The 18,469-nt window shown below is 63.3% G+C and carries 21 protein-coding genes and 1 tRNA gene; 6 read left to right on the top strand and 16 right to left on the bottom strand.

The features are described from left to right. From rpmC to NO877_RS19805, 12 genes are all read right to left on the bottom strand, one after another. Nucleotides 1-219: a 50S ribosomal protein L29 gene (rpmC, locus tag NO877_RS08485; RefSeq protein WP_256395902.1), complete on the bottom strand. Its 219-nt coding sequence runs from the start codon at nt 217-219 to the stop codon at nt 1-3. Further along, nucleotides 220-1,152: a 30S ribosomal protein S3 gene (locus NO877_RS08490; protein WP_256395903.1), complete on the bottom strand. Its 933-nt coding sequence runs from the start codon at nt 1,150-1,152 to the stop codon at nt 220-222. Next, entirely contained in the window at nt 1,152-1,619 is a 468-nt protein-coding gene (locus NO877_RS08495) for a 50S ribosomal protein L22 (RefSeq protein WP_256395904.1), read from the bottom strand. The genes NO877_RS08490 and NO877_RS08495 overlap by 1 nt, the downstream gene beginning before the upstream one ends. 4 nt (nt 1,620-1,623) lie before the next feature. Next, the gene (locus tag NO877_RS08500; protein ID WP_256395905.1) at nt 1,624-2,049 is read right to left on the bottom strand and encodes a 30S ribosomal protein S19; all 426 of its coding nucleotides are present in this window, start codon (nt 2,047-2,049) and stop codon (nt 1,624-1,626) included. Next, complete coding sequence (locus tag NO877_RS08505) at nt 2,049-2,780, bottom strand: 50S ribosomal protein L2 (protein ID WP_256395906.1); 732 nt, start codon at nt 2,778-2,780, stop codon at nt 2,049-2,051. Before NO877_RS08505 ends, NO877_RS08500 begins: the two co-directional genes overlap by 1 nt. A gap of 1 nt (nt 2,781) precedes the next feature. After that, nucleotides 2,782-3,036 carry a 50S ribosomal protein L23 gene (locus tag NO877_RS08510; RefSeq protein WP_256395907.1) on the bottom strand — a complete coding sequence of 85 codons (255 nt, stop codon included), beginning with the start codon at nt 3,034-3,036 and terminating at the stop codon, nt 2,782-2,784. After that, the gene (gene rpl4p / locus NO877_RS08515; protein WP_256395908.1) at nt 3,033-3,779 is read right to left on the bottom strand and encodes a 50S ribosomal protein L4; all 747 of its coding nucleotides are present in this window, start codon (nt 3,777-3,779) and stop codon (nt 3,033-3,035) included. The genes NO877_RS08510 and rpl4p overlap by 4 nt, the downstream gene beginning before the upstream one ends. 2 nt (nt 3,780-3,781) lie before the next feature. Further along, nucleotides 3,782-4,798, bottom strand: a complete 1,017-nt coding sequence (locus NO877_RS08520) for a 50S ribosomal protein L3 (RefSeq protein ID WP_256395909.1) — start codon at nt 4,796-4,798, stop codon at nt 3,782-3,784. Between the two features lie 4 nt (nt 4,799-4,802). Further along, nucleotides 4,803-5,654, bottom strand: a complete 852-nt coding sequence (locus NO877_RS08525) for a putative RNA uridine N3 methyltransferase (protein ID WP_256395910.1) — start codon at nt 5,652-5,654, stop codon at nt 4,803-4,805. A gap of 247 nt (nt 5,655-5,901) precedes the next feature. Then, nucleotides 5,902-6,837 (bottom strand): hypothetical protein, encoded by a 936-nt coding sequence (locus tag NO877_RS08530; RefSeq protein ID WP_256395911.1) that lies wholly within the window; start codon nt 6,835-6,837, stop codon nt 5,902-5,904. Nucleotides 6,838-6,893: 56 nt separating this feature from the next. Then, nucleotides 6,894-7,568 (bottom strand): phosphate signaling complex protein PhoU, encoded by a 675-nt coding sequence (gene phoU / locus NO877_RS08535; RefSeq protein ID WP_256395912.1) that lies wholly within the window; start codon nt 7,566-7,568, stop codon nt 6,894-6,896. 158 nt (nt 7,569-7,726) lie between these two features. Next, nucleotides 7,727-8,881, bottom strand: a complete 1,155-nt coding sequence (locus NO877_RS19805) for a PKD domain-containing protein (protein ID WP_256395913.1) — start codon at nt 8,879-8,881, stop codon at nt 7,727-7,729. 680 nt (nt 8,882-9,561) lie between these two features. Between NO877_RS19805 and NO877_RS08545 the strand changes: the two genes are divergently transcribed. After that, a tRNA-Gly gene (locus tag NO877_RS08545) sits at nt 9,562-9,632 on the top strand. A gap of 164 nt (nt 9,633-9,796) precedes the next feature. On the opposite strand, the gene NO877_RS08550 is transcribed toward NO877_RS08545, so the two are convergent. After that, a complete protein-coding gene (locus NO877_RS08550) occupies nt 9,797-10,201 on the bottom strand; it encodes a disulfide bond formation protein B (RefSeq protein ID WP_256395914.1) in 405 nt (134 codons plus the stop codon). A 78-nt stretch (nt 10,202-10,279) separates the two neighbouring features. On the opposite strand from NO877_RS08550, the gene NO877_RS08555 reads away from it, so the two are divergent. Genes NO877_RS08555 through NO877_RS08565 form a run of 3 tightly spaced genes read left to right on the top strand, consistent with a single transcriptional unit; the run spans nt 10,280 to nt 12,073 of the window. Then, entirely contained in the window at nt 10,280-10,591 is a 312-nt protein-coding gene (locus NO877_RS08555; RefSeq protein WP_256395915.1) for an MTH1187 family thiamine-binding protein, read from the top strand. A gap of 57 nt (nt 10,592-10,648) precedes the next feature. Continuing rightward, nucleotides 10,649-11,584 carry a methenyltetrahydromethanopterin cyclohydrolase gene (gene mch / locus NO877_RS08560; RefSeq protein WP_256395916.1) on the top strand — a complete coding sequence of 312 codons (936 nt, stop codon included), beginning with the start codon at nt 10,649-10,651 and terminating at the stop codon, nt 11,582-11,584. 3 nt (nt 11,585-11,587) lie between these two features. Beyond that, complete coding sequence (locus NO877_RS08565) at nt 11,588-12,073, top strand: double winged helix-containing putative transcriptional regulator (RefSeq protein WP_256395917.1); 486 nt, start codon at nt 11,588-11,590, stop codon at nt 12,071-12,073. A gap of 49 nt (nt 12,074-12,122) precedes the next feature. On the opposite strand, the gene NO877_RS08570 is transcribed toward NO877_RS08565, so the two are convergent. Next, nucleotides 12,123-13,727: a GTPBP1 family GTP-binding protein gene (locus NO877_RS08570; protein ID WP_256395918.1), complete on the bottom strand. Its 1,605-nt coding sequence runs from the start codon at nt 13,725-13,727 to the stop codon at nt 12,123-12,125. A gap of 98 nt (nt 13,728-13,825) precedes the next feature. Continuing rightward, complete coding sequence (locus tag NO877_RS08575) at nt 13,826-14,359, bottom strand: DnaJ domain-containing protein (RefSeq protein WP_256395919.1); 534 nt, start codon at nt 14,357-14,359, stop codon at nt 13,826-13,828. A 147-nt stretch (nt 14,360-14,506) separates the two neighbouring features. Between NO877_RS08575 and NO877_RS08580 the strand changes: the two genes are divergently transcribed. Together NO877_RS08580 and NO877_RS08585 are read left to right on the top strand one after the other, a co-directional pair. After that, on the top strand, nt 14,507-15,085 hold the full coding sequence (locus NO877_RS08580) for a MogA/MoaB family molybdenum cofactor biosynthesis protein (RefSeq protein WP_256395920.1): 579 nt from the start codon (nt 14,507-14,509) through the stop codon (nt 15,083-15,085). Nucleotides 15,086-15,261: 176 nt separating this feature from the next. Continuing rightward, nucleotides 15,262-16,329: a Gfo/Idh/MocA family protein gene (locus NO877_RS08585; RefSeq protein WP_256395921.1), complete on the top strand. Its 1,068-nt coding sequence runs from the start codon at nt 15,262-15,264 to the stop codon at nt 16,327-16,329. A 12-nt stretch (nt 16,330-16,341) separates the two neighbouring features. Here the strand turns inward: NO877_RS08585 and NO877_RS08590 are convergent, their stop codons facing one another. Next, a complete protein-coding gene (locus NO877_RS08590; RefSeq protein ID WP_256395922.1) occupies nt 16,342-18,402 on the bottom strand; it encodes a DEAD/DEAH box helicase in 2,061 nt (686 codons plus the stop codon). Nucleotides 18,403-18,469: the final 67 nt, after the last annotated feature.

An 18,469-nucleotide genomic window follows, 5' to 3' on the forward strand; every position in this document is an offset into this window, starting at 1 on the left:
TTACTCTTCGTCGGCTTCGAGGTCGCCCTCTTCGGTCTGAACCGTTTTCAGACGAGCGATGGTCCGGCGCAGCTCTTTGAGCTCGCTGGGGTTCTCCGGGACGCCACCGGCGGCCTGGAGTGCTTTGAGGTTGAGCAGCTCGGTTTCGAGCTCTTCGAGCTCGACCTCGCGCTCTGCGGGCGTCATATCGCGCATCTCTTCGACGTGAAGGATCGCCATCTATTCGCCCTCCTCTTTGTCCGCATCGTCTTCGTCGTCTTCCATCTCGGCGACGAGATCGGCGGCCTCTTCGGCGACATCCTCGTCGAGGTCCTCTTCGTCGTCGGTTGGCTCCTCGACAGCGTCGCCGGTCGCGACCGGCTCCTCGCCGGACTCGTCGATGACTTCCTCGACGATCTCCTCGTCGATGACCTCCGCTGGGTCCTCGTCGGGGACTTCGACGTCCTCGTCGACCGCCTCGCTGTCCTCGGAGACGTCCGGCACTTCCTCGGGCTCGCCTTCGAGCAGCGATTCGACGCTCTCGCCGTCGTCGGCCTGCTCGACGTCCTCGACATCCACATCGTCGTGGATTTCGAAGTCGTCGGGGAGGGTGGCTCCCGGCGGGATGATCTTGACGGTGACGCCGATGGTTCCGAGCTTCATCACGGCGACACCCTGACCCTCGTCGACAACGCTCTGGGCGGGTTCACCGTTGTGCTTGATGTAGCCGCGGTTGAATTTTTCAACTCGCGAGCGGGCACCCGTCACCTTGCCGCTGAGGACGATTTCGGCGCCGAGTGCGCCTGCGTCCATGATGCGGTCGATGGTGGTGTGTCCCGCTTTGCGGAAGTACCAGCCACGTTCGAGTGCGTTGGCCAGTCGGTCGGCGACGATCCGGGCGTTGAGGTCCGGCTCCTCGACCTCCTGGACGTCGATCTGTGGATCTTCCATCCCGAACCGTTCGGTGAGTTCGGTGGTGATCTTCCGAATGTTCTTTCCGCCTTTCCCGATGACCATCCCGGGCTTTTCGGCCTTGAGGACGATCTGGGTTCCCATCGGGGTCTTGGCGATATCCATGCCGCCGTAGCCTGCGCGACCGAGCTCGTCGCCGAAGAACTCGTCGATCTGGGCGCGCTGCAGGCCGTTTTCGATGAACTGGTGTTCGTCTGCCATTATTGGGTCGCCTCCGGATCTTCGAGGATGATCTCGACGTCACAGAGCGTGGTGTTCCACGAGCTGGCACGACCGAACGCACGGGGCTTTCGGCCGGGCCGTTCGCCCACCTTGTGGGGGGCGACGTGTTTGATCACCATCGCTTCGCCGTCGAAGCCCTGGTTGTCCCCGTTGTTCCGGGCGTTTTCGAGGAGCTTCTTGAAGTCCTTCGAGGCCTTGTTCGGGTAGCGTCCGGCATCCCAGCCGTCGATATCCGAGCGGTGGCCGACGCCGGTGTTGTGCTGTTTGAAGGGCACCGACTGCTCGCCGTCGATGACGTCGTCGAGGTAGGCTTCGGCCTCCGCGACGGTCTTGCCCTTGATGGCCTTCGAGATGGCCTTGCTGTGCTTCAGGCTGATGGGCCGCTCCCGAAGCATCGCTTTCGCGGTGGTGTCGGGATCGGCCTCGACGCTGTAGTTGATTCCCATGATTTCACTTGAGGGGCACGAACTTCGATGAACGGGTCGCGCCAATCCCGGCCTGTCCGTGTTCGACCGAGTTACGGGTGAGCTGGAACTCGCCGAGGTAGTGCCCGATCATCTCGGGTTCGATCTCGACGCGCTCGAAGCTCTGGCCCGTGTAGACGGCGAACGTCAGTCCGACGAACTCCGGCAGGATCGGCATATCCCGCAGGTGGGTTCGGATCGGATTGTTGGCCGTCTCCTCTTCGCCTTTACCGTCGGCTTTGTCGAGGAGTTTCTGGTGTTCCTCGGAGAGACCACGGAGAATGGTTCGCCGCTGTCGAGCGGGGAGCAGTTCTGCCACCTCGTCGAGCTCCATGTCCTGGAGCTCGTCGAGATCGTAACCGCGGTATGTGAACTCGCCCTCACGGCCAGTTCGGTACTCTGTACTACTCATTAGTCACGTCCTCCTTTGCCGCCGCGTCCGGTTCGCTTCGAGGCGATGTCGCCGACCTTGCGGCCCGGCGGTGCGTCCCGCGAGACGGACTTCGGCTTGCCGGGGTGCTGTCGGCCACCGCCACCGAACGGGTGGTCGATCGCGTTCATAGCAACCCCACGGACACGCGGGTACTTGGTTCCGCGTGCTTTCATCTTGTGGTACTTGTTGCCTGCTTTGACGAACGGCTTTTCGGTCCGGCCACCGCCAGCGACGACGCCGATCGTGGCGCGACACTCGGGGTTGAGCCGTTTGACCTCGCCGCTCGGCAGCTGGACGACCGCGATGTTGCGGTCGTGAGTCATCAGCTGCGCCGAAACGCCCGTCGAGCGGGCGAACTTCCCGCCGTCGCCCGGCGAGCTTTCGACGTTACAGACCGGCACACCCTCGGGGATCTCGCCCAGCGGTAGCGTGTTGCCAGGTTTGATCTCCGCGGAGACACCGACCTGAATCGTCTCGCCGACCGTGATACCCTCGGGGGCGAGGATGAGTCGACGGTCGTCGTCTTCGAACTCCACGTCCGCGAGTGGCGCACTCCGTGCAGGGTCGTGCTCGATGCCGACGACCTCGCCGGTGATGGTGTCGTGGTCTTCGCTTTTCTTGTGCGAGAGCTCTGCTTTGTAGCGGTGGGAGGGGGCCCGGAACGTCGGGCCACCACGACCGCGTCGTTGTCCCTGAATTCGTCGTCCCATCTTAGAACACCCCGATCCGTGAGGCGACCTCAGTCGCGTCGTCGTCGTCGCTGAGGCTGAGTGTCGCCTTCTTTTTTGCTTTCGGCGTGATCTGCGTCGTGATGTTCGTCACGGTCACGTCGTAGCGCTCTTCGACTTCGTCGGCGATCTCCGGCTTGGTGGCGTCGATGTCGGTGATGAAGAGCAACTTGTTGTCGAAGTCCATCTCGTTCATCGCCTTCTCGGTCACAAGCGGGTGGTGAAGAATCGAGCTCATCGGTCGGCCACCTCCTCGATTGCGCTCTCGGTGAAGAGCGTGAGTCGACCGGCGTGGGTGCCGGGTGCGAGATCCTCGACGTTGACTTCGCTGGCGGTTGCCACGTCGGCTCCCGCGAGGTTGCGGGCGGCCTTCGATGGCTCGCCGCTCGTCACGAAGAGGATCGATTTGGGCTCCTGGTACTTCCGGCCACGGGTCGTCCCGCGTCCGGCGCGTACTTTCTTGCCCTCGTCGGCGCGCTCGATGTCCTCGGCGACGCCGAGTTCCTCGAGCAGCGAGACGACTTCCTGGGTTTTGACGAGGTCTTCGAACTCGTCGCTCACGACGAGCGGGAGTTCGAGGTCCTCATCGAACTGGTGGCCGCGGTCGGCGACGCGCTCGGTGTCGACGGTTGCGGCGAGCGCCGAGCGGGTCGCGAGCTGGCGCTCTTTGCGGTTGATCGTCTTGCCCTGGTCCTTGTCGGCCTTCGGTGGGTGTGCCTTCCGACCACTGACTGCGTGAGGAACGCGTCGAACGACGCCGTCCTGTCGTGGGTCGTGGGACATCCCGCGGCCGCTCCCGAGCGACTCGGCGGGGGTTCGCAGTCCGGCGAACTCGTCTGCACCGTAGGCCTGTTTCCGGTTTGCCTGGGCGGCGACGACGGCCCGCTGGATCAGATCCGGGCGGAAATGGGTCTCGAAGACCTCGGGGAGGTCGATCGAGCCCGCGTCGTCACCGTTCAGGTCGCGTACTGTTGCCTGCATAGTTAGCCCTGATTGGATGCGGTTGAGACGTGCCGAACCTCGGGATCGAGGCGCGGCTGGTCGTTCGGCCGGATGGCCGGGCGGAACCGCAGCAGCCGTTTGTTCGGCCCCGGCAGCGAACCCTTGATAAGGACGTAGTCACCGTCGACCTCGCCGTAATCGACGAAGCCGCCGTCGACGGAAGCGTCGTCGCCCTCGCCGATCGAGATGATACGTTTGTTGAGTTCGGTTCGCTGGTGGTAGCCGGTCTGTCCTTGCTGGGGAACGGTCGAACGGACCCGGGATGGGTTCCACGGACCGAGGTTGCCGATCCGTCGGCGCCATCCCTGCCGGGCGTGTTTGCCCTTCCGTTTCTGGACGCCCCATCGCTTGACGGGACCCTGTGTTCCTTTCCCCTTCGTGATGCCCGATGCGTCGGCGTACTCGCCAGCGCGGAAGACGTCGCCGAAACTGTGTTCGCCGCCGTCTTCGAGGAGTTCGAGCGCGAAATCGGCGCGGTCGTCAAGCGAGCCGCCGCCGACGCGTGTCTCCATGATGTCGGGCTTCTTCTTCGGGATGTTCGAGTTCTCGCCGGGGACGGTGTGGGTGATCAGACGCAGGTCGTCTACCTCACCGTCGTCGATGAGCGCTCGAAGGGCCTCCGAGTCCTCCTCGAAGGTGTCTTCGGCCGGGAGGTCGAGGGCGCGGTCGAGATCCTCGTGGAACTCGGTGGCCCAAACCTCGGTGACCGGCTTCTGTCCGTACGGCGTGTCTTGGTAGGCTCGGAGGGAAACCGCCCGCATTGGCGGAACCTCGACGACCGTGACAGGAACGGACTCTTCCATTCCTTCACGCGGCGAGTCTGCCTCGTCGTTGACCATGACAACGTGGGTCATGCCTGCTTTGTAGCCGGCAAAGCCCTGTGGAGCCGCTGCTCCGTCGTCGTCTGGCCACGAGCGAATGCGTGGAACCTCGTCGGTTGCACGCTTCCGCGGGCCGTAGCCCAGCGAGCCTTTGCGTGGTCTGCTTGGTTGTGGCATTGTGTTACTCCGTGAGCGTGAGACAGCCGAGCGACGCGAACATCGCTTCTTCCGTTCGCACCGTCTCGCTGCCCTGTCGCGGAATCGTATTGAGCCAGCGGTCGAATCCCGGATCGGATTCAACGTGTTCGTCTGCCGCGACTGCGGCCGAGACTGCCTCGGGTTCAACCCCGAGTATTTCCGGCAGCCCTCTACCGGGCGAACCGAAGGCGACGGTCATCCCCGCCCGGAGATCCGGGAGGAGTTCGCCGAGCCGAGCGTGGGAGAGTTGCTCCCCGTACTCGGAGGCGGCGATCCGTAGCCTCGATTCGTCGCTGAGGGCGGCCGAGAGGTCCGTGCATTCGACGTCGAACCCCGCTGTGGGTTCGTCGACGAGGCGTGCACGGACCGGTTCTCTCGAAGAGATCCTGACGGTGACGCGCTCCCCCTCAGTGGGTGTCGCCATCTCCGGCGGCACCATGAGCGAGATCGGGTGTTGCAGTCCGCAAGTGACCCGAACGCGGCCTTCAGATCCGACCTTGGTCACGATTCCTTGGTGTGTAACCGATCCGTCTGGATCGGCTACCGTCTGTGACGAAACCCGGAGCGGAGGGAGTATGCCCGCGAACTGCAGTTCGTCGCGTCTGCCCCACACCTCGTCTTTGAGGTAGGGGGGCGTCGCGGCGTACTGCAGCACAACGCGGACGAACTCTTCGCCCCACCGACGTTCGCCCTCCCGGTCGGGGAAGACGATGAGTCGGTCGGCCCGGAACACCGCCGCCGCACGGGCGACGTAACCGAGTTTGCGAGTTGCCTCGCGTTTGTCCTCGGCTTCGCGGACGACCGACGACGGAACCAGTAGTGTTAGTCCGTCCATCGGGTGTGCCTCGTCACTAGACTGTATCCTCGATTCCCAATCAGGGCCTAAAAGGGTAGCGGAACGATCTCCCCCTGTGTCGCCTTCACACGGCTAGTAGCGGCTGTGTATCCGGCAATTACGTTGTTGGTTGGTGTAGCATACCATACGAGAAAACGGGGATGAAATATGGAAAACTGGGCTGTCGACAGCGTCGGCTCCAATCTGTCGTCCAACGCGCGTACACGTGAAGAAAAAAATTTGTACACTACCAACTCTGCATCCCGGCCTCGAAGAAGTAGATGATACCGGTGTTAGCCAGTTCCAGCGTCGTGTAAGCGACTGCCGGTGGGAGAACCGAGCCGGTTCGGTCGGAGCTGTAGGCGGCGACGCCGAGCACTGCGAGATGGGTGGCGGTGAACAGGCTACCGGAGAGAGAATCGACTGCGGCGAGTCCCGAGACGACGACAAATGCAACAAACAGGAGCGCAGGACCGTAGGCGACTGCTGGTCGACGGTCCGAGCCGAAGTGATCGACGAAATACGGACCAACGCCGAGGAGGAGCGTAAACACCAGCAAGCCGAGGATTTTCCCACGATCAGGAACAGTGGTCAGTCCGCCAGTGTTGCTCAGCAGGACAAAGCCCGCCGCGAGTGTCGTCAGCACGATGGCCCTGTCGGCGTCGACGATCCGCCCGAGACCACCCTGAATAAGGATCTGACAAACGGCCACGTACAGCGGAACCCCGAGGACGAGAGAAATACCAGTCAGCTGTAGCACCGGGAGCAATGACGCGTCGGCAGCGACTGAATACTGTAGCAACGCGTTGTACTGAACGCCAGTGAGGGTTCCAACGAGTTTGGTGAGGGCGACGCCAGCGAGTGGGATCAGCCCTGCGACTCCCACCAGCCATCGGTCACGTCGCGATGGGAGTCCCAGACCGAGGCTGATGTTCCGGGAGTCGGCATAGGCAACGGTAAACAGCAGAACGCCTCCAACGGTCACACCACCGAGAAGGAAACTGAACAGCAGGGACCCGCCGAACGGTGTCGACGAACCGAGAGGGGCCACCGTCGACGTCACTGCTCTACCGAGACGATGCCAGAGGTACAGCCCGCCCAGAATGGCTGTCAAACGGACGAACTCGCCTGCAACCGCGTGGGTCGAGCGGTGAAAGAGGGCACTCGCGTTCCGAAGCGACATACATAATTGTTAGAATACGAGTACTTATAAACTCCTTCCACAGCAGAACGTCCGAACTAGTACAAGAGGTCGGCGTCGTTCTGAATCATATACAGGCTCCTGGAGGCGACGTTGACCGCGTGGTCGCCGATGCGTTCGAGATCCCGAACCGTAAGCAGGAGCCGCGAAATATCGGCCAGCAAGCCTTCGGCGTCGACCGCGCCGGTCGACTGCTCGCGGCCCAACAGATCGCGGACGACCGTCTCGGAGGCGGCCGCACACTGCTGGTCGACCAGCTCGTCGCGCTCGGCGAGGGAATAACACAGCTCGGGATCTTCGTCGGCATAGGCGACCATGGCGTCTTCGACCATCTCGGTGACCGTTGTGCCGATCTCCTGGATGTCGACCTCCGGCAGGCGCGTCCGGTCGGTCGAAATCGAGTACTCCGCGAGGTTGACCGCGAGATCGGCGATCCGTTCGAGATCGGTGATGATCTTGAACGACGCGGCGATAAAGCGGAGATCCGAGGCAACCGGCTGCTGGAGGGCGATCAGGTCGACACAGTCGGCTTCGAGATCGAGATACTGCTCGTTGATCTCGCTGTCCCCGTCGATCACCTGCCGGGCCAACGACTTGTCGGTTCCTTCGAGTGCGGTGAGTGCGAGCCGAAGCCGGTCGAGGACGAGTTCGGACATATACAGCACGTCCTCCCGCAGGGTGTCGAGACGATTTTGGTATGCTGCCCGTGACATAGTGACTCATACAAAACAATCCCGCATGAGGCTTCCGTATAAGTCAATATTAGGTATATTACTGTACTTTTGTACATATTCATCGCGCTCGTACCTAAATTTGTAAACCGCCCAGCGATCTGGCTGGGCGGCTCGCTCACTAGTGTGAAACGAACCGTTCAGCCGGATCGCCGTCGCACGCCGAGCAACGTTGCACCAATCAGCGCAATCACTGCGGCAACGATTCCGAACCCGGGAGTTTGGACACCGCTCGCCGACCCCTCACCGTCGACGACCTCAACCGGTTGTGATTCGGTATCGGTCTGGTTGCTGGCGGTCGTAACTGTCACCTCGACCTCGGCTGTGCCTGGTTCTTCGAACGTATGATTCAGTGTCGACCCGTCGGCCGATTCGACCGGGTCGCCGTCGACGGTCCACTCGTAGCGCTCGATCTCGCCGGTCGTCCCACTGGTATTGAACGCGACCTCCTCGCCGACAGTCGCCTGCTCTGGGCCGGAGAGCGCAGCGACGGGGGCCGCCGACTCGATCTCGGATTCGGGGACGCGTTCGATTTCGACCTCCTCTTCGAGGCTGTCGAACCAGACCCGTTTGAAATCCTCACCGCCGTCGGTGGCGGAGATCACCTGCCAGTCGTCGATCGTCCCGTTGTATTCCTCGCCCTCTTCGGGGTCGTCGGGGTCCTCGTCAGGGCGGCGGTCGTCGCCGTATCGGTGATAGGAGTTCTCGTTGAACGCCGGGTCGATCGTGATCGATACGTCCTCGCCGCCGAGGCCACGGTAGGCCATCCCGTCGGTTCGAGCGGTCGTCCAGACCCAACTCAATCGCGCGTCGACGTCCTCCGGCGGCTCGCCGTCGTTTCCGGCGGCTCCGGCTCGGTGGTCGGCATCGAGCTGGTGGATATCGTCCTTTTCGACCGTCTCGTTCCGCCAGTCGTAATCATCGTCGATCACGGCCCACTCTCCGTCCTCCGGCAGGCCAGTAAGCTCCCAGCTCACCGAGCTTCCGACAGTTCCGTTTTCACGCTCTTCGTGGTACTTGTCGTGGACCGCAACGAGACTCACGCCGTTGGGGCCCTCGTACAGCATGAGGATACTCGTGCTGTCTTGTTGATACGGAATCGTTCCCTCCGAACTGAACGACCGTCCCCACGAGGGGTTCTCTCGGTCCTGATACGGATACCGATAGTCGTAGAACTCCTCGACCGGGACATCGCCCTGGATTGGCTGGACCTCGAACTCCTGGTCACCCTGTTCGATGCGGTAGGTGTACTCGTCGTCCGCCGGTTGGGCAGGCTGGTCACTCTGTGCGGACACCACTGGCGCAAACAGGGATGTTATCAAGAGGAGTGCAACGAGGCCACCGAGTACTGCTGTCTGTCGTGTTGAATTCATTGTGTGTTCGGTTGCGTTGGCACCGAGCCGTCTCGATCCGATTGTCAGTTGTCGTTTTCGACCCGATTGTCAGTTGTGTACGTCGGCTTCGTACCGCCAGTCCGACTGCTATCGGTTTGTTATGGGCGGGTAAATCGATCTAACACGAAACTACCCGTTTCAACCGGATGACAAGCTGGCCGTCTCCATGTCAATAGCCGCAGTAATGTCAAAACGCGGTGGTCGGCTCGAATACCACGAGATCCGCTGGCTCCGTGGCTGTCGACGGTCCAGTATACCACGCAACGAGAGCATACCACCGTCTGCAATCGACCCCTCCAGGATCGGAACCGCGGGCCAACAGTTCGAGATATCTCGCTTCCAGACCGTTCGAAAAGCCAATAGCTGACCGCTAGCAGATCGTTTGAGACGAACCGTGTGGGAGCTATCGATGATGCCGCGAGTCGGACGTCGACCGTTTATCCGAGGCCAAACCGAAGACCGTGTGGTCACAACATCGTGCTGAGAATTCCACTTCCGTCGTGTGGTTTTCTCACTCACAGAAGACGGCTTTCGCAACCCTTATACATCCACCTCCGGTTAGAAGTAAATGCGAAGAACGCGCGTCGGTAGTGTAGTGGTATCACGTAACCTTGCCATGGTTACAACCGGGGTTCAAATCCCCGCCGACGCATGATTTTCTCCGGCGACCAACTCACAAGCGGCGCGTCTCGTCGCGCCGCGACTTCTGTCGCCGGATGTCTGCGTTTCGCGGAATTTGAACTAGGGAGCGACGCGAACGTAGTGAGCAGAGTGACTGGAGTTCAAATCCCCGCCGCCTCAGTTCGCGTCACCGACTTATCCGCCGCGTCGATCCAGCACTGCGAGGCCGACGAGCCCCGCCGTAAGAAGCACGAACGCCACCAGCGCGAGGCGTGGAATGGTGAAGATCCCGAGGCCCTGCCACTGGATCGAGCCGCAACCGAGACCGACCGAACACTGGACACCCGGCGAAAGCTGGAGGGCCGTATGATACGCCGAGACGACGATCCCGAGACTCGACAACGGCAGCGCCGTCTTCCAGACCGCACTCCTGCGCTCGACGGTAGCGACACCGAGAATCACCACGAGCGGATACATCAGGATTCGCTGGTACCAACAGAGACCACACGGCGATAAGCCAGCGATCTCGCTGAAATAGAGGCTGCCGGTGGTCGCCACGATCGCCACCAGTGTACAGCCAGCGAGCAGTCGACGGCGCATACAGGGTTCAATACAGCAGGTTCGTTTCAATCTTCCGTACCCAGTGGAGTTAGGAGCCGAGAGGTCGACAGTCGACCCATGACTGTCATTGCACTCCTCAGTGTCGCGCCCGTCATCGAAGACAGCATGGCCGAAGAGGTCGCTGCGGCGGTTGACGCGCTCGACGACCACGAGATCAGCTACGAGACCAATCCCATGGGCACCGTCATCGAGGCCGAGGATATCGACACCCTGCTGGCAGCCGTTGGGGATGCTCACAAAGCCGTCGACGCCGACCGGGTGAGCACCGTCCTCAAGATCGACGACAAGCGGACCAGCGACCAGTCGCCAGCCGAAAAGGTCGAGGCCGTCGAGTCGGTGCTCGGTCGGGAAGCACGAAAGAGCGACTGATCGACTGGCGCGGGCCAACTACGAATCCCTTTATGAGACGACGGCCAACCGGAGGGTATGGAGAGTATCAACCGCTCGGCGGTCGAGCTCGTCGACGAGACGCTCGACTTCGCCGAGGAACTCGGCGTCGTCCCCGCCGAACTCGACTGCGGCGCAACGGTGATCGACTTCGGTGTGGCCGCCGACGGCGGCATCGAGGCCGGGCTCATGTTGGCGGACATCCAGACGGCCGGGCTCGCAACGACCTACACGCAGATGGATCAGATCGGCGGCGCGCCGATCCCCTACGTCGAACTAACGACTGACCACCCCGCAGTCGCGCTGCTCTGCTCGCAGAAGGCGGGCTGGGAACTCGACGTCGAGGGGTTCAACGGACTGGGCTCCGGCCCGGCCCGCGCACTCGTCGGCGAGGAGACCGATTTCGAGCGCGTCGGCTACTACGACGAGTTCGATTTCGCCGTCCTCACCGTCGAATCCATCGATCCCCCGGACGACCGGATCGCCAAACACGTCGCCGAGCGCAGCAACGTCGAACCGACGAGCCTGTTTTTGCCGACCTACGCCGCCGGATCGACCGCGGGCAGCGTCTCGATGGCCGCCCGCGCCGCCGAACTCGCCGTCTTCCGGCTCTCGGAACTCGGCTACCCACCGACCGAGATCCTCTCGGCGACCGGTCGGGCCCCGGTCGCGCCGGTCAGCTACAACGAATCGGTCGCCATGGGTCGGACGAACGATGCCCTCGCGTATGGCGGGGAGGTCTACTTGCAGGTCCGCGAGGAGTCGAACGTCTTCGATCAGGTTCCCTCCAATGCACGAGAAGAGTACGGCGTCCCCTTCGAGCGCATCTTCGAGGAGGCCGACTGGGACTTCTACGACGTCGACGAAAGCATCTTCGCGCCCGCAAAGGTCACCATCGACGTGGTCGACGGCGCGACCTACGTGTTTGGCGAAACCGACGAACAGCTCGTCGCCGAATCGTTCGGCATCCAGTAGGCGATGCGGTTCAAGTGGATCGTCGAACCGCCAGCCACGCTCGATGCGGTGGACGATACACGGCAGGCGATCCCGCTCGTCCCGACTAGCGAGGCCGACTGCCTCCGGCGACTCCTCGACCGCACCACAGAAACCGGCATCGCCGACCGAGAGGATGCGAGCGAGTGGCTGACGTTTCTGCGGGCTCTCGGGCTCGTCGACCGAACGACGAGCGGCTACCGTCGAGAGCGGGTCGAACTCACGGCCGACGAACTGGCCGACAGACTCCGCGACGGGATCTATGGAGCGCGTGAATTATATGATCGTCTGGCGGCTGCCGACGAACCGCTGGCAGTCGACGACCTCGACGGGACGGTCGACCTCCCGACGTGGGAACGACACCACCACGCCGACCCCGAGGTGGTTCGGCGGCAGCGGTTGCGGCGGCTCGCCGACTGGTTCGTGCTGTGTGGCATCGCCGACCGAACCGCTGCTGACTATTATAAGTAGATAAAGCCTACCGTCGCAAGATTCGGTTGTAGTCGGATGCTACGACGCGTTAGTCGTCGACTGACGTGACGGTCCCCACACCCTTACTCGATCCCTCGCGGAAGACGAACCGCTGGCCCTCCTGGATAAAGTAGGGCCGAAACTTGAACTCGATCGTCGTGGTCCCGGTATCGCCCGGCAGGAGCTTGCCGCCCTCCGGCGAGAAGACCGCCGTTTCGCTGAGCGTCTCCAGATGAATGACGGGCTCGTAGCCGTCGGTGATCCGCGTCGGATGGTTCAGGACCATCACCTCCGCCTCGAAGGAACGCACCGGCTCGGGGTCGGCCGCTCGCGGGAGCAGCACCATCCCGCGTTCGACCTCGCTCTCGGCGACGCCCTTCAGCGCGATGCCGACGATCCGCCCGGCTTTGGCCTCGTCGACCCGGTGGTAGTGCATCTCGATCGACCGGACCTCGACCTCGCGGAACCGCCCGTCGGCCATTGGCCCCAGCAGGAGCTCGTCGCCCGCCGAGACGCTCCCGGCATTGATCGTGCCGGAGGCGACCGCCCCGACGCCGGTGACGTTGTAGGTGCGGTCGATGTACATCTGGAAGGCGCTGTGTTCGTCGGTCGCCCGCTTGGGCAACGTCTCGAACAGTCGGTCGAGGTCTTCCATCCCGTCGCCGCGGACCGCACTCGTCCGGATGATGGGAACGACCGTCTCGCTCAGCTCGCTGGCGGCGGTTTCGACGCCGTAACGCTCGACGCGCAGCGGCGTCTTGTCGACGTCCCGCAGCAGCGTCTCGATCTCCTTTTCGACCTCGACGACGCGCTCCGGCGAGACGGCGTCGACTTTCGTCACGGCGACGATCGTCGGCAGGTCAGTCGCCAGCAGAATGCCGAGGTGCTCGCGGGTCGTTTTCGTGGGGCCGTCGTCGGCCGCAACAGCGAGGAGTCCGTAATCGATCTTCTGGCCGACAAGCCCGCGGATCGTCGTCCGCAGCCACGGTTCGTGGCCGACGGTGTCGACGAACGAAACGAGTCGGTTGGCCTCCTGGACCACCCGCGCGCGATCGGTTTTTCGGTGGGGGTTGTCCATCCGGACGGGATCGCCAGTCTCGTCGAAGCCGTAGACCGCATACGAGAGGTCAGCCGACAGCCCGCGTTCGACCTCGTGGGGTTGGACGTCGAGAAAACTCCGCGTGAAGCCATCGCCGTCGTCCGGTTCGCCGGTGACGAGCGAGCCGACGAGCGTGGATTTGCCGTGGTCGACGTGGCCCGCCGTCCCGATGACGATATGGCCATTGTCGGCGGTCAGCATCGACCCCTCGCGGATCGTCGCCATCCCGACGAGTCCGTCGTCGCCTGCGCTCCAGGTGTCGACGTTCTCGATGTGGGCGCCTGCCTCCTCGGCGAGCAGGGAGAGCACGTCCATCGTCTCGGAGAAATCGTCGGGGGCGATCCCGGCGATGCCGCCGTCGTCGGTCACCCCGACGACATAGGTGGCCTCGCCATCGCCCGACAGCACCCGGTGGCGGAGTTGGGCCGCCAGACTCTCCATCCGGCCATCGGCCAGATGGAGTTCCCGGGTAAGCCGTTCTTTGAACTCGATGTGGCCGCCGTCCTGTTCACCGCGCTTGAGGGCCTGCTGCAACGTGGCCCGATCCGCGCTCATACCCGCCGTTTGTCAGGCGACAGTAAAACGCTTTTCATGCCGTGTGTCTCCATACCACAACGGAGTCGACGGTAGCTGACAACGAAATCGTCCCGAAGTCACTCGCTTAGTCGCTCGTAGGCACGACTTACCTTTTTAAATGTCTCCTCGTCGCCGGAGTCGGTATCCGGGTGGTGTTCCTTCGCCTTCCGGCGGTAGGCGGCTTTTATATCGTCGTCGGTGGCGGCGGCATCGACATCGAGAATCCGGCGGGCCTCCGACGGCGAGGGCGTCGAGCGGTTGGGTTCGCGTGAGGCTCCGGACGTCCCTGCTCGGCGGCGACCCCGTCGGCGGTTCTGTCGGGCCCGGCGGGCACGCTCGCGGGCGGTGTCACCGTCGGCGGTCCGTCCGCCGAACGGTCCAGGATCGAATCCGACGCCACGATCATCGCCGAGGTTCCCAGCGGCGGCCTCGCGGCTGACTCGGTCGCCGAGTTTGCCGCTGGCCTGATACCACAGCAGGTACGCCGACGCGCCGAACGGGACCGCGACGGCGAGGAAAAAGGGACTGACGACGACCCCGACGATCAGCATGAGGGCTGTGATACCGAACAACACCGCCGACACGCCGAGGATGAGCCCGTTTCGGTCCACTGGTTGGGTCGACGTGTTGCACCATTGTAATTCTCTCGGCGGTGCTGGGAGGATGTCCCGAGCATCGACCGGCTGGGCATCGATCGTCTCCGACCGGGAGCCGCGGAGAGGGCCAATTTCTTGTCGTGTCGGCCTGTTGAGAGCGATATGACAGAGATGCCAGCACGGACCCCAACGATCGATCCCGAACGGCGGAACGCCGACGCCCACGGCCACGACACCGTCTCGCCGCTGCAGGCGGCGATCATCACCGTCTCGACCTCGCGGGCCGCCGCCGACGATCCCGAGGACCCTGGCGGCGATCGGATCGAGTCGCTGTTCGAGGCGGCCGACCACAGTGTCGTCGAGCGCCGACTCGTCGCCGACGGGATCGGCCCCATACAGCGCACCCTCGACGAGCTCCTGGATGATCCGACCGTCGACCTCGTGATCTGTACCGGGGGAACGGGGCCGACGATCGACGACGTGACGCCGGATGCGGTATCGGCTCGGTTCGACCGTGAGCTACCGGGGTTCGGCGAACTGTTCCGTCGGCTCTCCTACGAGGAGATCGGCTCGCGGACGATCGCCTCGCGGGCGACCGCCGGGATCGCCCGCGATACGCCCGTGTTCGTGCTGCCGGGAAGCCGGAACGCCGTCGAGCTGGCGACCGAGGCGATCATCTTAGAGGAGGCCCCCCATCTCATCGGGCTGTCGACCCGTCACCTTATCGTCGAAGACGAGTAACCGCCAGTCGGTGTCCAACCGCCAACACCACGCGTTTCTGATTCGTCACAGCCTTTATTGGCTCCGTCGCTGAGTGTCAGTACGGACGACGAAGCCACGCGGGAGCCACGGGTCGGCCAGCCGACCCCGACAGCCCCAGCGTGGTGTTTATCAACAGGAGTCGTAGAACTACAGTAATGCAGTCTGATTCACCAGCACAGATCGGAATCGTCGGCCTTGGCGGCATCGGCCACTATCACGCTGACCTCCTCGCCGACCAGCCCGCCGCCGACCTCGTCGGGGGCGTCGACATCTCGGGCGACGCCAGACGCGCCTTTAGCGAGAAGTACAACGTCTCGACCTACGAGCAGGTCGGCGACCTCCTCGATGTGGCTGACGCGCTGTTCGTCACGACACCCAACCGGTTCCACGAGGAGTACACGATCGACGCCCTCGAAGCGGGCCTCGATGTCCTGCTTGAAAAGCCGCTGGCCCACACTCTCGAAAGTGCCGAGCGGATCGTCGAGGCGGCCCACGCTGCCGAGGGGTTCTGTATGGTCGGCTTCAACAACCGGTTTTCCGCGCCGGTCGAGGTAGTCAAACAGTATCAGGCCGACGGCCGGTTCGGGGAGTTCTCGCATATCGAGGCCAACTACGTCCGGCGGCGCGGCATCCCAGGCCGGGGGTCGTGGTTCACCTCCAAGGAGGTCGCCGGTGGCGGCTCGCTGATCGATATCGGCGTCCACGCCATCGACCTGGCACTCTACTTTCTTGACTTCCCGACGATCACCGAGGTCTCGGGGACCGCCCGCTCGCAGTTCGGCACCCGCGAGGACTACGCCTTCGTCGAGATGTGGGGCGACGATATCGGCCCCCAAGGGTTCGACGTCGACGATTCGGTCAGCGCCTTCATTCGAACTGCCAAGGGTCAGACCATCTCGCTGGATGTCGCCTGGGCGGCCAACCGGCCGACAAACGACGAGTTCGTCCTCCGGGGTACCGAGGCCGGAGCGAAATTCGACCGGTCGAGCCACGAGCTAACGGTCTACGAGGACAGCAAGGCCGGTCGGGACCACCTCACCGACGCCGAAATCGAAACCCGCGCCAGCGACACTCACAAGGCCGAACAGCGGTACTTCATCGACCACATCGGCTCGGGGACGACCCCCGAGCGAAACACTGTCGAGGAGGGGCTGGCCGTCCAACGGGTGATCGACGCGATCTATCGGTCCTCCGAGGCGGGGCGGGCGATCTCGCTGGACTGAGGTTCCAGTCGATTACAGCTCTTCGTCGGCGAGTTCCTGCTCGGCGACGATCTCGTAGGGTGCCAGTCCGTTTCTGATGCCATCCAGGAGCCGGAAGGCGTCGTCCGGCGAGAGGAAATGCCGGGTGACGACGCGGCCGAGCGGAGTCGGTTCCAGTCCGTCGATGAACTCCCATTCGAGCAGTCGACCGACCGACTGCGTGGTGTCGATTTCGCCCAACATCCGGTCGTTGAGTCGCTTTGCCTGTTTGCCCGCGACGGTGACGTTCGCCAGCGTCTCCTCAACGGCGGCGGCCTCGTCGTAGACGTTTCGGACGTCCTCCATCTCGCCTTTTAAGAGTTTGAACGCGACCTCGTCTTCGGTCATCTCCATCGAGTTGTGGTAGGTGACATCCGGCTCGATCAACATATACACCGTGCCGCGGTCGTGGTAGTCAGGTCGGCCCGCTCGCCCGAGCATCTGGCTGAACTCCTGGACCGAGAGCCACTCGATGCCCATCGCGAGGGTATCGAAGATCACCTGCGAGGCCGGGAAGTCGACCCCTGCGGCGAGGGCAGCGGTGGTGACGACCGCCGACAGATCCTGATCCAGGAACTGTTTTTCGACCTTCTTCCGCTTTTTGTAGTCGAGACCCGCGTGGTAGGGAGCAGAATCGTACTGGAGCTTTCGGCTGATCGTATGGCAGCGCCGCCGGGAGTTGGTGAAGATGATCGTCTGGCCCCGGTAGCCCTTCGAGGATTTCTGGTCGAAGGCCCGCTTGACGAGTTTGTTTTCCAGCCGGAGCTTTTCCTGTTCGTCGGCGAAGGTGACGTGTCGCTCGATGGGGATGGGGCGCTCCTCGAACTCGATGAGCCGCGCGCCGAGTCGACCGGCCAGCCACTCTGGGTTACCGACGGTCGCCGAGAGGTAGATCCACTGGGCACCGTCGTATCCACTTTCGGTGCGGTCGGCTCGCTGCTCACAGTAATATTTAAGTCGCGAAATCAGGCCATCGAGGCGGTGGCCCCGTTCCTCCTCTTTGAGGGTGTGAACCTCGTCAATGACGACCGTTCCGACGTCGCCGAGGTTCTTGCCCGTCCGGAGGGCGTGGTCGATCCCCTCGTAGGTGCCGACGATCACGTCGGCGTTGGGGTCGAACTGGCTGCCCGAGTCGGCGATCCGGCTCGCACCGACACGGATCGTTACGTCGAGGCCGAGTTCGCCGTACTGCTCCTTGAAATCCTCGTGTTTCTGGTTCGCAAGGGCGACAAGCGGCACCAAAAACAGCATCTTGCCCTTGCCCTTCAGCGCGCGGTCGATCCCGGCCATCTCGCCGACGAGCGTCTTCCCGGTCGCGGTCGCGCTCACGACGAGTTGGTCCTCGCCCTCCAGGAGACCGTTGCGGACCGAGAGGCTCTGGACCGGGAGCAAGGAGTCAAACCGGGATTCGGTCATCGACTTGAGCCGGGGGTGGAGGTCGAGGTCGGCCGTTTTGACGGGGTCGACGTCGTCGACGGTCGCGCTGATTACGTCGAACTGCGTGAGGTCGGGGTCCAGTTCCCCGGACAGCAGGTCGACGATGCGGTCGAGGTCCTGGACCTCCAGGAGGAGATCCTCAAGGCGGTCTTGCGCCGAGCCGGTGAACTGCCCCTTATATGAGAGCTCACGTTCGAGCTCTTCGACCGCACAGTCGGGGCAGATATGCTCGCGGTCGGTCTTGATCGCCGTCTCGTCGGTGATCGGCGCATACCGGCCGTCGTTGGCGCAGTACCGACAGGTCCGGACGACCGCGGCATCGAGTTGGTAGCCGTCCAGGAGCTCCTGGAGCTCCCGGCGGCCCCGTTTCGAGGTCTGCTGGGAAATGCGAATACGGGAAGCGTTGCGCGCGAGATCGACGAACTCGGTCGGGTCCCGAAGCTCCTCGCTGGAGCCGGTGTTCCGGCGGAACCGCCCCGGCCGTGGGCCAGCGCTCGTCTCCTTGACATCGAGGGAGCCGTGAAAGACGCGAGAGCCGTTCTTCCGGGCGACGACGCGGTAGCTGTCGCCGCGTTCATGGAGGAACAACGTCTCGACCTGCGCGACCTGCTGAGACACGCCCGAGGGTAGGCAATCGGGGTATATCAGCCGTTCGGCTCGGCGTCGCTGGGGGAGAACGAACACA

It is taken from the genome of Halohasta litorea (assembly GCF_024494645.1).
Classification (GTDB): Archaea; Halobacteriota; Halobacteria; order Halobacteriales; family Haloferacaceae; genus Halohasta; species Halohasta litorea.

What these genes read in the sequence shown, in the direction of transcription:
- NO877_RS08550 (WP_256395914.1), bottom strand. Translation starts at nt 10,201, where the DNA reads ATGCGCCGTCGACTGCTCGCTGGCTGTACACTGGTGGCGATCGTGGCG.
- NO877_RS08565 (WP_256395917.1), top strand. Translation starts at nt 11,588, where the DNA reads ATGCGGTTCAAGTGGATCGTCGAACCGCCAGCCACGCTCGATGCGGTG.
- NO877_RS08495 (WP_256395904.1), bottom strand. Translation starts at nt 1,619, where the DNA reads ATGGGAATCAACTACAGCGTCGAGGCCGATCCCGACACCACCGCGAAA.
- NO877_RS08490 (WP_256395903.1), bottom strand. Translation starts at nt 1,152, where the DNA reads ATGGCAGACGAACACCAGTTCATCGAAAACGGCCTGCAGCGCGCCCAG.
- NO877_RS08520 (WP_256395909.1), bottom strand. Translation starts at nt 4,798, where the DNA reads ATGCCACAACCAAGCAGACCACGCAAAGGCTCGCTGGGCTACGGCCCG.
- phoU (WP_256395912.1), bottom strand. Translation starts at nt 7,568, where the DNA reads ATGTCACGGGCAGCATACCAAAATCGTCTCGACACCCTGCGGGAGGAC.
- mch (WP_256395916.1), top strand. Translation starts at nt 10,649, where the DNA reads ATGGAGAGTATCAACCGCTCGGCGGTCGAGCTCGTCGACGAGACGCTC.
- NO877_RS08525 (WP_256395910.1), bottom strand. Translation starts at nt 5,654, where the DNA reads ATGGACGGACTAACACTACTGGTTCCGTCGTCGGTCGTCCGCGAAGCC.
- NO877_RS08505 (WP_256395906.1), bottom strand. Translation starts at nt 2,780, where the DNA reads ATGGGACGACGAATTCAGGGACAACGACGCGGTCGTGGTGGCCCGACG.
- NO877_RS08510 (WP_256395907.1), bottom strand. Translation starts at nt 3,036, where the DNA reads ATGAGCTCGATTCTTCACCACCCGCTTGTGACCGAGAAGGCGATGAAC.
- NO877_RS08530 (WP_256395911.1), bottom strand. Translation starts at nt 6,837, where the DNA reads ATGTCGCTTCGGAACGCGAGTGCCCTCTTTCACCGCTCGACCCACGCG.
- rpl4p (WP_256395908.1), bottom strand. Translation starts at nt 3,779, where the DNA reads ATGCAGGCAACAGTACGCGACCTGAACGGTGACGACGCGGGCTCGATC.
- NO877_RS08500 (WP_256395905.1), bottom strand. Translation starts at nt 2,049, where the DNA reads ATGAGTAGTACAGAGTACCGAACTGGCCGTGAGGGCGAGTTCACATAC.
- NO877_RS08555 (WP_256395915.1), top strand. Translation starts at nt 10,280, where the DNA reads ATGACTGTCATTGCACTCCTCAGTGTCGCGCCCGTCATCGAAGACAGC.
- NO877_RS08570 (WP_256395918.1), bottom strand. Translation starts at nt 13,727, where the DNA reads ATGAGCGCGGATCGGGCCACGTTGCAGCAGGCCCTCAAGCGCGGTGAA.
- NO877_RS08580 (WP_256395920.1), top strand. Translation starts at nt 14,507, where the DNA reads ATGACAGAGATGCCAGCACGGACCCCAACGATCGATCCCGAACGGCGG.
- NO877_RS08585 (WP_256395921.1), top strand. Translation starts at nt 15,262, where the DNA reads ATGCAGTCTGATTCACCAGCACAGATCGGAATCGTCGGCCTTGGCGGC.
- rpmC (WP_256395902.1), bottom strand. Translation starts at nt 219, where the DNA reads ATGGCGATCCTTCACGTCGAAGAGATGCGCGATATGACGCCCGCAGAG.